We start from the raw sequence: 12,299 nt of genomic DNA, 5'->3' as shown, positions 1-12,299 counted from the left end.
AAGAAATTTTAAAAGAAGGAAACTAAGCATGACGGAAAAACACACGCTTAAGGTAGGGGATGCTGCTCCGGCATTTGATATGGAAGCAAGTGGTGGCCGTAAGGTGACGTTGGCAGATTTTAAGGGCAAGCCGTTTGTTCTGTATTTCTACCCCAAGGCAGACACACCCGGATGCACAAAGGAAGCCTGCGGATTTAACGAGGCCCTGAAAGATTTTGATAAGGCCGGCCTGACCGTTATTGGCGTTTCGCGCGATCCGGTAAAAAAGCTGGATGCCTTTGCAGCCAAATATGACCTGACATTTCCCTTGGCATCAGATGAATCTGGCAGCGTGACAGAGGCCTACGGCGTGTGGGTGGAAAAAACCAATTATGGCCGCCAGTATATGGGTATTGAGCGCACAACTTTCCTGATTGGGACGGATGGTAAAATTGCACATATCTGGCCCAAGGTGAAAGTGCCAGGCCATGTTGAAGCCGTGCTGGAAGCTGCCCGCGCATTGGCGGGCAGCGCCTGATTTTTTGGTTTCAGGCTTCAGCTGTGCCCGGCTGGCAGATTACCATGTCTGGTAATATCCACGGGGGCCGTAATAGCCATAACCCGGGCCGGGCATAACAGGTACGGCGGGTACCACGTAAGCTGGCGGCGGAGGTGGTGGAGGCGGTGCGTAAGCTACAGGTGGCCCGCCAGCCATTGTGGCGCCTGCCAAGGCCCCTACGGCCAATCCGCCAATAAGAGCCCCGGCAATAGCACCACCACCGGGGCCACGATGATGATAATAGCCGCCTCTGGGGCCACCCCAACCGGGGCCACCCGGTCCGCCACGCGGGCCACCGCCCCAACCGGGGCCGCCCATCATATGTGGGCCGGGTTGCGCCTGCGCCGCGGGCACGCTTGCCAAGCCAAGACCGGCAATAACGGGCAGGGCCATCAGAAGTTTGGTTATCTGGCGCATGAAATGAGCCTCCTTGAAACAGGATTACACCTGCGTTCTTTGTCTCATCTCAAATAATGGCGCGTCTTATGGCAAATTAAAGGCGTATCCGCGGCGTTATTTTGTATGCTTATTTTATGAAACCCCAAGGCACGTACTTGGAGTGCTCATAATCGGCATACTGCATATTCAACGTAAGCAGTATGCCGTGTGCAAGGTTTTAGTGGGCTGGGGTGGTAATGCGGTCTGCCAGTTTCAGGCGTAAAACCGTAAACAGGGTAACCGCTGCGCAAATGGAAACATAACCGGCAAACCAGCTTTCATGGCCGATCTGCTTGCACCATAGTGCAATATATTCCGTGGTGCCCCCAAAAATGGAAACCGTAAGGGCATAAGGCAGAGCCACCCCTAAAGCGCGAATACGGGTTGGAAACAGTTCTGCCTTAACAATGGCGTTAATGGATGTGTAGCCAGACGCAATAAACAGTGCCGTAACAATCAGGCCAAACGCCACCCATGGGGATGAAGCAGTGGCGAGCACATGCAGTAGCGGAATGGTGCCAAAAGTGGCGCCAAAGCCAAAAAACAACAGCAGCGGCTTGCGGCCAATCTTATCGGAAATGGCGCCAAAAACAGGTTGCATGGCGGCAAAAACAACTAGACTGGCGGTAGAAATAAGGGTTGCCGTTTCCTTGGGAAAGCCCAGCGTGTTGGCCAGATATTTCTGCATGTAAATGGTGTAGGTATAAAACGCTACGGTGCCCCCAAGTGTTAGGCCGCATACTGTCAGCACGGCCCGCCAATGGTGCAGAAGAACGCGAATACCGCCTTTTTCTTCTTCCGTGTGTGCGCTTTTAAAGCTGTCGCTTTCTGTCATCTGGCGGCGCAGCCAGAACACCAGCACAGCGCCCAAGGCACCTATCAGAAATGGCACGCGCCAGCCCCAGCTTGCAATCTGCTGTGGTGTCAGAAGCACGTATTGCATGAGCAGTAGTAGAACAAGCGCTAAAAGCTGGCCCATAACCAGTGTGACATACAAAAAGCCAGACCAGAATCCGCGATGTTCCGGTGTAGCCACTTCTGCCAGATAGGTGGCAGATGCCCCGTATTCGCCACCAAGGCTCAGGCCTTGCAGCAGGCGCGCAATTAACAGCAGCAGCGGGGCTGCAAGGCCGATCTGGTCATAAGTTGGGCACACGGCAATGGCCAAGGACCCCAAACACATGGTGAGCACGGAAATGGTGAGCGCGCTGCGGCGGCCATATCGATCCGCCGCCATGCCCAAAAGCCACCCGCCCACAGGGCGCATGAAAAAACCCACAGCAAATACTGCGGCTGCATTTAACAGCTCTACGGTAGGGTTTCCGTGCGGGAAAAAGGCATGTGCAAAGTAAATGGTGAAAGAGGAATAAACATACCAATCAAAATATTCCAGCAGGTTACCTGCGGAACCTGCCACAATGCCGCGAATGCGCTGTGCCGTGTTCACTCTTATTGTTCTCCTGTCTGGAAAAGGCACGGTGTTATTTAAACCCGCCACCTGAATGACATGTTTTGAATGGCCTGCCACGCAGCGCATGTTCTGCACGCAGGGCAGGCGAAGGGGCAGGTCATACCACTGCCTGTGGTCAATTGTCATTACGGTGCCGCGATAAAGCTGTTCTGGTGGGCAATCTATGCGTTTCTGGCGCTTGCTCTTGCTGCGGACATAAGACAAAACGAGGCATGAGTTCCATAATTGTTCTTTTGAGTGTTGCTGTGTGCGCCCTGTTGCTTGGGGCGGGCCTTACCATTTTGCTACGCCCTAAATCCGGTGGTGGCACGGATGCAGACCTGCTGGCGCGGCTGTATGTTCTGGTAGAGCGGGAGGCCGCAACTGCGCGTTCTGATATTGCGGCCCAGCGCAACAGCATGGTGGAAATGGAACGCGCCATGGGTGGGCGCATTGAACGCATGCGCACGGAGTTGGCGGAACAGCTTGGCGCGCTGGCCGGAGGGCTGGGCCGAGAACAGGCCGAAGCCCGCGCTGCACAGGCTGAAGCCCTGCGTAATCTGGCAGATACATCTGCCCAGCAGCTTGCCTCTATCCGCCGTGCCGTTACGGAACAGTTGCACGAAGCGGTAGAGCAGCAGATGCAAACATCGTTCCAGCGTGTGCTGGAGCAGTTTTCTGCCATGCAGAAGGCCATGGGTGAGGTAAGGGCCATGACAGGCCAGATAGGAGACCTCAAACGCCTGTTCAGCAATGTCAAAACCCGTGGCGGCTGGGGGGAAGCCCAGCTACGCGCCATTCTGGATGATGTGCTGCCGCCCGGTACGTATGAAAGCAATGTGCGGATTGGTAACGGGAATGACGTGGTGGAATTTGCCATCCGCATGCCGGTTAAATCCAGCACGCCGCCCTTGTTGCCAGTAGATAGCAAGTTTCCCACAGAAGCCTATGAGCGGTTGTTAAATGCTGCAGATGAAGGCGATACAGCAGCAGAAAAGGCCGCCCGCAAATCTCTGGAAAACACCATGCGGCTAGAGGCGCGCAAGATTTCCAGCAAATATATTCACCCGCCTAAAACGGTGGAGTTTGCGGTACTATATCTGCCCACAGATGGGTTATATACAGAAGTGGCACGTATGCCGGGGCTTATTGATGATCTGGGGCGGCAGTTTCGGGTTATGGTTATGGGGCCTGCCCTTATGCCAGCCATGTTGCGCACGATCCATTTGGGGTACGTTACACTTGCGCTGGAAGAGCGGACAGAAACCATAGCGCGCCTGCTGGGGGCCACGCGGCAGGAAATGATCAAGATGGATGGCGTGCTGGATAAACTGGCGCGCAATGCACAGGCCATGTCCTTTTCTATCGAGGAAGCCCGCAGGCGTACACGTTCAGTCAGCCGCAAGTTGCGTGAACTGGATGAACCGGAAGACAATGCTGCCGGAACGGAAGAGTCTGAAATTGAATTTACTGGTGTTGATTCAAATGGGACGGCATCAGGGTAACAGATGAATGGAACAGCAGATATGCTCAAGGAAGATGCCGATTTTTTCTCACCCAATGGGAAAACGGTGCTTCTGGTAGAAGATGATGGCACCATAGCCGAAGAAATTGCAGCTGAACTGACAGCCCGCGGTTTTAAGGTGCTGCATGAAGCCACAGGAGATGCCGGGCTGGAAGCCGCCTTGCGGCTAGAGGCCGATGTTATGGTGGTAGATCGTCTTTTGCCCGGTCTGGATGGTTTGAGCGTTATAGAAACCATGCGCCAGCAGGGCATACGCCTGCCTGTTCTGGTGCTTTCTGCCCTTTCTGCGGTGGATGATCGGGTAACCGGCCTTAAGGCGGGGGGAGATGATTATCTTACCAAGCCTTTTGCCATAGAAGAGCTGGTGGCCCGTATAGAGGCCCTGTTGCGCCGGCCGGATGATACGCGCAGCACCAAGCTGCATCTGGGCCCAATTGATATGGACCTGATAGAACGCCGTGTCTGGCGCGATGGGCGGGAAATTGAACTGCTGCCGCGTGAATTCCGTTTGCTTGAATACCTTATGCGCAGGCCGGGGCAGGTGCTCACACGGTCCATGTTGCTGGAAGATGTGTGGCAGTATCGGTTTATTCCGCGCACCAATCTGGTGGATGTGCATATCGGCAAGCTGCGGCGGAAAATTGATGGGCCGGGAGAGGAACCGTTGATCGAGAGTATTCGCGGAACGGGATTCCGGCTGCGTGTTCCTGACTGAGCTTTTTCGCACAGCTACCTTCCGTATCACCCTTATGGCGCTGGCCGCCATGGCGGGGGTGATGGTCATGCAGTTTGGCTTGGTTTACGCGCAGCTTGAGGCTGTGGAATCTCGCCGTTCCACCGAGTTGCTGAAAGGTGAGGCCGAACTGTTGGCCCAGATGTCTCCCGAACATCTGGAATATGTGATTCGCCGCCGCGCCACGGATGATCTGCGGCTTATCATTAACAGTGCCGGGCTGTTTGATTCTGGCCATGCCCTTATTGCTGGGGATCTGCGCACATGGCCAAAGGGGCTGAAGGCTGATGGCAAGCCCCATAACGTAGAAATCTACCCCGAAGAAGGGGATTCGTACCCCTTGCGTGTGCTGGCAGAAACACTGCCAGATGGCACCATTTTGGTGTTGGGGCGCAGTTTCCATCTGCTTTCCGAACAAAAGCTCATGCTGCGCCACACCATGTTGGTGGCGGCTATTCCCACTTTTGTGTTCGCGCTGTTTCTGGGAATTGTGCTCAGCCACCGCGCACTTTCCCGCGTAAAGGAAATGCACGAAGCCATAGACCGCATTATGGCCGGTGATATCCATGAACGTCTGCCCGCCGCCAAGGAACGGGATGATCTGGAGCGCCTGGCAGGCAGTGTGAACCGCATGTTGGACCGGCTGGAGCGGCTGATGGACGATATGCGGGAGGTGGGAAACGATATTGCGCATGATTTGCGCACACCTCTTTCCCGCGTGCGTGCCAGATTGGAGCGCGCCCTTTCTGCAGGCACAGACCCGGTGGCGTTAGAGGCTGCGGTAGGGCGCGCAGTGGATGATCTGGACCAGTGTCTGGGTATTATCACTGCATTATTGCGCATTGCAGAAATAGAGAATAGCCGCAGAAAAGCGGGCTTTGGGCAGGTTCTTTTAGCCGATCTGGTGGCAGACGTATTTGATTTGTATGAACCCATAGCTGAAATGGAAGATAAAGTGCTGGTTGCAAAGGAGGGTGAAGCCCCCTGCTTTGTATGGGGAGACCGGCACTTGTTGATCGAGCTTTTGGCCAATCTGGTTGATAACGCCATCAAATTCACACCAGAAGGTGGGCGCATTGTTTTGGGTTCACAGCGTATCAACGGGGCGGCAACCCTGTTTGTTATGGATACGGGTGTAGGTATTGCCCCGACAGAAAGAGAAGCTGTGCTTTCACGCTTTTATCGGTCGGACAAAAGCCGCCATGTGCCGGGCAGTGGGCTGGGGCTTAGCCTTGTGTGTGCCATTGCGCATCTGCACGAAGCCCACCTTACCATTGAAACAGGGGCGCAGGGTGTTGGCACCTGTTTCAGAATTACCTTTCCATCCGCTTTTTTACAAAAGGTTGAAGATTGCACGTAATGATGTTGGCGGGCCGCAGATATGTATGTAACGATAAAACCATGCCAAATCTGCCTGTCTGCAATGCAGCGTCTCTAACCGTGCAAGGTTGGAGCGCATGAACGAAATTGTCGTTACCGCGCTTAAAAAGCCGTATACGTTTGTGGTGCTTTCCATCCTGATTCTGGTGTTCGGAATCAGGGGGATCTTCAACACGCCTACAGACGTATTCCCCAGCATTCGTATTCCTGTTGTGGCGGTGGTGTGGACGTATACGGGCCTGATGCCCGAGGATATGTCTGGCCGCGTGGTGTATTATTACGAGCGCGCCCTGACCGCGACCGTAAATAATATCGAGCATATCGAGAGCCAGTCGTATTACGGCCGCGGGATTGTGAAGATCTACTTCCAGCCCGGTACGGATACATCTGTGGCGCAAACCCAGATTACCTCGGTATCGCAGACAGTTATCAAGCAGATGCCTACAGGCTCTACGCCGCCGCTGGTGCTGGCTTATAACGCGTCCTCTGTGCCGGTTGTGACGTTGCAGGTGTCTTCCACCTCCATGACGGCCTCACAGATTTACGACATGTCCTCCAACCTTATCCGCCCGGCGCTTGTTTCTGTGGCGGGGGCTGCCATTCCCAACCCTTACGGGGGGCAGCCGGGCAATATCATGGTGGATCTGGACCCGGTTAAACTGCTGGCGCACCGGCTTTCTCCGGTAGATGTCTCGCGCGCGCTGAACAGCCAGAACATTGTGCTGCCAGCGGGTGACCAGCGCATTGGCCCGTTTGACTGGATGGTTCAGACCAACGCCTCTCCCAAAAACATGGAAGAGCTGAACATGATCCCCATCAAACAGGTGGGGGATGCCGTGGTGCGCTTGCAGGATGTGGCATGGGTGCATGCAGGTGGGCCGCCACAAACCAACCTTGTGCTGGTTAAAGGGCAGCAGGGTGTTCTGATCGTTATTATGAAAAGCGGTGATGCCTCTACGCTGGATGTTGTGGCGGGGGTTAAAAAGCTGCTGCCGGGCATTGTAAAAACCCTGCCCGAAGGTGTGAGCATCAAGATCCTGAATGATGCCTCCACCTTCGTGAAGGAATCCGTGCAGGACGTGGTGCGCGAAATGCTGACAGCCGCCTGCCTGACCGGGCTTGTGGTGCTGCTGTTTCTGGGCTCCTGGCGTTCCACCGTTATTATTGCCACCTCCATTCCGCTGGCCATGCTGTGCTCTGTTATCGGGCTGGGCTGGGCCGGGCAGACCATCAACGTCATGACACTGGGTGGCCTGGCGCTGGCCGTGGGTATTTTGGTGGATGATGCCACGGTGATGATCGAAAATATCGATGCACACCTTGAGATGGAGAAGGATCTGGAAACGGCCATTATTGATGCCGCCAACCAGATTGTTATTCCCACCTTTGTGTCCACCATGTGCATTTGTATTGTGTGGATGCCGCTGTTCCAGCTGACGGGCGTTGCAGGCTGGCTGTTCATGCCAATGGCAGAAGCCATCATTTTTGCCATGATCGCCTCTTTCATTCTGTCCCGAACACTGGTGCCCACCATGGCCAAATACATGCTGGCGGCACAGGTGGCGGCCCATGCACATGGCCCGCAGGAACCCAAAACCATTTTTGGCCGCTTTCAGCGTGGGTTTGAGCACAAGTTTGAGCAGTTCCGGCATCGCTATCACGAACTGCTTTCGCATCTGGTGGCAACACGTGGCACTTTTGTGCCGGTGTTTGTGCTGTGCTCGCTTGGCTCTCTGGGGCTGCTGTTCTTTGTGGGACAGGATTTCTTCCCCGAAGTAAACTCCGATGCCATTGCCCTGCATATGCGTGCGCCTATTGGCACAAGGCTGGAGGAATCCGGCAAGATTTCTCAGTTGGTGAATGATGAGATCGAACGCACACTGCCGGGGCAGGTGGAAGGGCTGGTTGATAACTGCGGCCTACCATTCAGCCCGCTGAATCAGGCTTATATTCCAACGCCAACCGTGGGCACGCAGGATTGCGATATTACGGTTTCGCTTAAAAATCCGGCATCGCCTGTGGCGGAATATCGGCGGCTTTTGCGTCATAACCTCAACATGAAGTTTCCCGGCACGCAGTTCTCCTTCCTGCCGGGGGATCTGACAGCCAAAATCCTGAACTTCGGTCTGCCATCTCCTATTGATGTGCAGGTGGTTGGGCGCAACCTGTCGGAAAACTTCCGTTTTGCAAACCGTCTGGCAGAACGCCTGCGCCATGTTACGGGCCTGACAGACGTGTTTGTGCAACAGCCCATGACAACGCCAACCCTGATGGTGAACACCCGCCGCACCTATGCGTTGGGCACCGGCATTACAGAATCCGATGTGGCCAATAACGCGCTGGTTTCTCTGTCCGGCAGTTCTCAGGTCGGGCAGGTGTATTGGCTGGATACAAAAACAGGTGTCTCGCATCTGATCGATATTCAAACGCCAGCCCCTTTCCTCCAGACCATGAATGATCTGGAAATCACGCCTGTTGATAAAGGGGATGGCAATCCATCTGGCCAAGACCCGCAGATTCTGGGTGGGCTGAGCAAGATCGACCAGATCGGCACCCCGGCGGAGGTGGCGCATTACAACATCATGCCGGTGTTTGATATTTATGCCACGAACGAAGGGATAGACCTTGGCACCGTCTCGCGCGAGGTGGCGCGTATTGTAGATGAGGCTCAGGGAAATCTGCCGCATGGTTCCTCCCTCAGCGTGCTGGGGCAGGCTGTCACCATGAACAGTGCCTATGTGCAGTTGCTGGGTGGCTTGGCCATGTCCGTGCTGCTGGTTTACCTGCTGATTGTGGTGAACTTTCAGTCTTGGTTGGACCCGTTCATTATCATCACCGCATTGCCGGGTGCGCTGGCTGGTATTTCATGGAGCCTGTTTCTGACGCACACCACGCTTTCTGTGCCAGCACTTACAGGGGCCATTATGTGCATGGGCACGGCCACGGCCAACGCCATTTTGGTGGTGGCCTTTGCGCGTGAACGGCTGGAAGAGCACGGTGATGCCATTAAGGCTGCGCTGGAAGCCGGGTTTGAGCGTATTCGCCCCGTGCTGATGACAGCCTCCGCCATGATTATTGGCATGTTGCCCATGTCTTTAAGTAATTCGCAAAACGCACCCTTGGGTAAGGCGGTTATGGGCGGCCTGATGGTGGCAACTGTTGCCACGCTGCTGTTCGTGCCCTGCGTATTTGCCATGCTGCACACACGTAAAAAACCGCATGAAACCGAACAAGAGGAAGCTGCCGCATGACCCAAGAGCATCCAGACGCTTCAGGGCCTCAATCTCCCACGCCGGCTGGCAGCACACGTAAACGCAAGATCGGGTTTGTGGCTGTTGGCGGGGTTGCTATCCTGCTGGCAGTGGTGGGTATTGTTCAGCGCCACACGCAGTATGTTAATCTGGCGCACGAAACGGCACATAACGCCATTCCATCTGTGCAGGTTATCTTTCCCCAGCCGGGGCCAGATGAACGCACGCTTTCCCTGCCAGCCAATATAGCCGCATGGTATCAGGCGCCCATTTATGCGCAGGTCTCTGGCTATGTGAAAATGTGGTACAAAGATTTTGGCGCCAAGGTGAAGGCGGGCGATGTGCTGGCCGAAATTGATACGCCGGGGCTGGATGCTCAGTTTGCCGCTGCCAAAGCCAACCTGAATGTGGCGCTGGCGCGGTACAAGCTAGCCCAGATTACAGCAAAACGCTGGAAGGCCCTGCAGGGCACGCAAGCTGTTTCTCAGCAGGAAGTGGACGTGCAGGCCGCTAATGCCGAAGCCCAGAAGGCCGAGGTGGAAGCTGCCCAGCATGATGTGGAACGTTATGCTGCATTGGAGGCGTTCAAAAAGATTGTTGCGCCGTTTGATGGTGTCGTTACATCGCGCCTAGCGGATGTGGGGGATTACGTCAACGCCGGACGAGGCGATGTAGATGCCCACGGTAATGCCACTGAACTGTTTAGTGTGGCAGACGTGCATGCCATGCGTGTGTTTGTGGCCGTGCCGCAGGATTATGCAGATATTATCTCCCCTCGGCTGGAGGCAGATTTAAGTATCCCGCAATATCCTGAACGCACATTCCGGGCACATTTTTTGGCCACGGCTTCGGCCTTTAATGCCTCTACCCGTACCGTCACCACAGAACTGACACTGGATAATAAATCAGGAGAGCTTTGGCCCAATTCCTACGCCACAGCCACGTTCCATGCCCCCGGTGATACGGATGAGCTGATTCTGCCGCTGGGCGCCATTGTGTTCAGGGCAGAAGGCACACAGGTTGCGCTGGTGGACGATACCAACCACGTGCATCTTGTTAGTGTCACGCTGGGCACCAATTTCGGCACAACGGTGCAGATTCTGCGCGGTGTGAAAAAAACGGATCGGGTTATTAACAACCCATCTGCTGGTCTGCTGGATGGGCAGGAGGTGCGCATTGTTAAAGGCACTCCCGGCTATAACATGCCCAGCACACCGCCTGCGGCCAAAAAGCAGGAACCCCAAAAGCCAGTTTCCCCCACAAAATCCTCCGAACAGGAGGAAGGCGATGATACCCGCGCGATGCCCGATGACAGTGCGGATGCATCTGAAGCCGGGGCCCGCCCATGAGGAAGGGAAACATTCTGCCGCGTCACGTTACGCATATTTTGTTGGTGGGGGTGGCCACATCAGCCTTGGCTGGGTGTGATATGGCCCCGCGTTACAAGCCTGCGCAATTTGTGCTGCCCGATAACTGGAGCGGGCAGGGGGTGATGAAGCCCGCGCATCCATCGGATGATGCCATTCGCCCAGATTGGTGGACAATGCTGGGTGACCCGGTGCTGAACCAGTTGGAAGATCAGGCCATGCGCCTGAACCCGGATTTGCAGGCGCAGGCTGAGGCGTTCATGCAATCGCGCGATATGGCGGCGGAGGCCAAATCCCACCTCTATCCGCAGTTAAACGGGGCTGCGAGCGGGGAAAAATATAAAGGCTCGCAACACAGGCTTTGGCGTGGGGCTGGGGCAACCGGGCCGATGTATATGTCGTCCGAGCAGTATTCAGCCACGGCTACGTGGGAGCCGGATTTCTGGTCTGCCATCCGTAACCGTATTCGTATGGCCAAGCAGGGCGTGCAGGAAAACGCCGCAAATTACGCCTCGGCGCGCTTGAGCCTACAGGCCGAACTGGCATCGGATTACGTTATTCTGCGCGGGTTGGATGCGCAGGATGCGGTGTACAAGGATTCCATCCGGTATTACCAAACAGCCGTGCAGGTTACGCGCATGCGTCTGGCCGGAGCTATTGCGCCGGGCATGGATGTCTCCCGCGCAGAAGCCCAGCTTTACACAACACAGGCGCAGGAAACAGATATTCGCACCCAGCGTGATGTGATGGAACATGCCATTGCCGTGCTGGTCAATCAGGCTCCGGCCTCGTTCCATATCGCGCCGGTTACCAAGCTGACATTTGCGGATAAAGAACCACCCGTGGCGCTGCCCTCTACCTTGCTGGAACGTCGGCCAGATATTGCCGCGGCAGAACGGCGGATGGCTCAGGCTAATAGGGCCATTGGTGTTTCCCGCGCGGCGTTTTATCCGCACGTTACGTTTAACGCCATGACAGGCTTTATGGATAACGGGTTCGATCTGGCCTCATTGTACAACGCTATGTACCAGTTTGGGGCGCAAGCTGTGCTGCCGTTATTTCAGGGTGGCTTGCGGCGTGCAGAATTGCAGCGCACGTGGTCGGGCTATCGGCAAACGGAAGATCTTTACCGTGCCACGGTGCTGGATGCCTTTCAGGAAGTGGAAGACAACCTCACGCGCACCAATCGTTTGAAAACGCAGGTAAAGCAGGAAAGCAACGCCGTAGATGCCGCCTTGCGCACGCAGGGTATGACAATGGCACTATATACCGGCGGGCTTACCAATTATCTGGATGTTGTGGTGGCGCAGGTGGCGGCACTGAACGCGCGCATTTCATTGGTGCAGGCGCAAACCCGGCAAGTGGATGCACGTGTGCAACTTGTGCGGGCCCTTGGGGGCGGGTGGTCTCGCAGCCAGTTGCCGCATGGTGAGGAAACCATCATGCCTTTCAAGCCCTTACAGTATGAAAACCTGCGCCATGCAGCGCCACTGGGCGGCATTAGCACCCAGACAGATCCGGTTTCCAATGATCTGACGGGCGGCATGAAAAACACACAACCACTTGACACACGGCCAGCGCCCCGGTAAGCGCGGCACTTCTGATCGGAACGCGGGA

Annotated in this window: 9 protein-coding genes; 7 read left to right on the top strand and 2 right to left on the bottom strand. The window is 55.5% G+C overall.

What is annotated here, in order from left to right:
• The first annotated feature begins 28 nt into the window (after nt 1-28).
• A complete protein-coding gene (bcp, locus tag QQM41_RS01590; RefSeq protein WP_339077531.1) occupies nt 29-517 on the top strand; it encodes a thioredoxin-dependent thiol peroxidase in 489 nt (162 codons plus the stop codon).
• Nucleotides 518-556: 39 nt separating this feature from the next.
• Here the strand turns inward: bcp and QQM41_RS01585 are convergent, their stop codons facing one another.
• The gene (locus tag QQM41_RS01585) at nt 557-955 is read right to left on the bottom strand and encodes a hypothetical protein (protein WP_050819551.1); all 399 of its coding nucleotides are present in this window, start codon (nt 953-955) and stop codon (nt 557-559) included.
• Nucleotides 956-1,154: 199 nt separating this feature from the next.
• Nucleotides 1,155-2,423, bottom strand: a complete 1,269-nt coding sequence (locus tag QQM41_RS01580) for an MFS transporter (protein WP_087651402.1) — start codon at nt 2,421-2,423, stop codon at nt 1,155-1,157.
• Between the two features lie 236 nt (nt 2,424-2,659).
• Here QQM41_RS01580 and QQM41_RS01575 point away from each other — a divergent pair, with 236 nt between their 5' ends.
• The 6 genes from QQM41_RS01575 (at nt 2,660) to QQM41_RS01550 (ending at nt 12,271) form a co-directional block, all read left to right on the top strand.
• Nucleotides 2,660-3,931, top strand: coding sequence for a DNA recombination protein RmuC (locus tag QQM41_RS01575; RefSeq protein WP_050819553.1), 1,272 nt, complete (start codon nt 2,660-2,662; stop codon nt 3,929-3,931).
• A 3-nt stretch (nt 3,932-3,934) separates the two neighbouring features.
• Entirely contained in the window at nt 3,935-4,666 is a 732-nt protein-coding gene (locus QQM41_RS01570) for a response regulator transcription factor (protein WP_019090033.1), read from the top strand.
• A complete protein-coding gene (locus QQM41_RS01565; RefSeq protein WP_080986773.1) occupies nt 4,653-6,044 on the top strand; it encodes an ATP-binding protein in 1,392 nt (463 codons plus the stop codon). The genes QQM41_RS01570 and QQM41_RS01565 overlap by 14 nt, the downstream gene beginning before the upstream one ends.
• Nucleotides 6,045-6,141: 97 nt before the next feature.
• A complete protein-coding gene (locus QQM41_RS01560; RefSeq protein WP_339077530.1) occupies nt 6,142-9,315 on the top strand; it encodes an efflux RND transporter permease subunit in 3,174 nt (1,057 codons plus the stop codon).
• Complete coding sequence (locus QQM41_RS01555) at nt 9,312-10,664, top strand: efflux RND transporter periplasmic adaptor subunit (RefSeq protein ID WP_050819556.1); 1,353 nt, start codon at nt 9,312-9,314, stop codon at nt 10,662-10,664. Before QQM41_RS01560 ends, QQM41_RS01555 begins: the two co-directional genes overlap by 4 nt.
• Complete coding sequence (locus QQM41_RS01550) at nt 10,661-12,271, top strand: efflux transporter outer membrane subunit (protein WP_050819557.1); 1,611 nt, start codon at nt 10,661-10,663, stop codon at nt 12,269-12,271. Before QQM41_RS01555 ends, QQM41_RS01550 begins: the two co-directional genes overlap by 4 nt.
• Nucleotides 12,272-12,299: the final 28 nt, after the last annotated feature.

The sequence above is a fragment of the Acetobacter sp. AC2005 genome (assembly GCF_037901235.1).
Classification (GTDB): domain Bacteria; phylum Pseudomonadota; class Alphaproteobacteria; order Acetobacterales; family Acetobacteraceae; genus Acetobacter; species Acetobacter oryzoeni.
The sequence above is the reverse complement of the archived record's forward strand: the minus strand, read 5'-3'. Positions and strand labels throughout refer to the sequence as shown.

What these genes read in the sequence shown, in the direction of transcription:
- QQM41_RS01570 (WP_019090033.1), top strand. Translation starts at nt 3,935, where the DNA reads ATGAATGGAACAGCAGATATGCTCAAGGAAGATGCCGATTTTTTCTCA.
- QQM41_RS01585 (WP_050819551.1), bottom strand. Translation starts at nt 955, where the DNA reads ATGCGCCAGATAACCAAACTTCTGATGGCCCTGCCCGTTATTGCCGGT.
- bcp (WP_339077531.1), top strand. Translation starts at nt 29, where the DNA reads ATGACGGAAAAACACACGCTTAAGGTAGGGGATGCTGCTCCGGCATTT.
- QQM41_RS01575 (WP_050819553.1), top strand. Translation starts at nt 2,660, where the DNA reads ATGAGTTCCATAATTGTTCTTTTGAGTGTTGCTGTGTGCGCCCTGTTG.
- QQM41_RS01550 (WP_050819557.1), top strand. Translation starts at nt 10,661, where the DNA reads ATGAGGAAGGGAAACATTCTGCCGCGTCACGTTACGCATATTTTGTTG.
- QQM41_RS01560 (WP_339077530.1), top strand. Translation starts at nt 6,142, where the DNA reads ATGAACGAAATTGTCGTTACCGCGCTTAAAAAGCCGTATACGTTTGTG.
- QQM41_RS01555 (WP_050819556.1), top strand. Translation starts at nt 9,312, where the DNA reads ATGACCCAAGAGCATCCAGACGCTTCAGGGCCTCAATCTCCCACGCCG.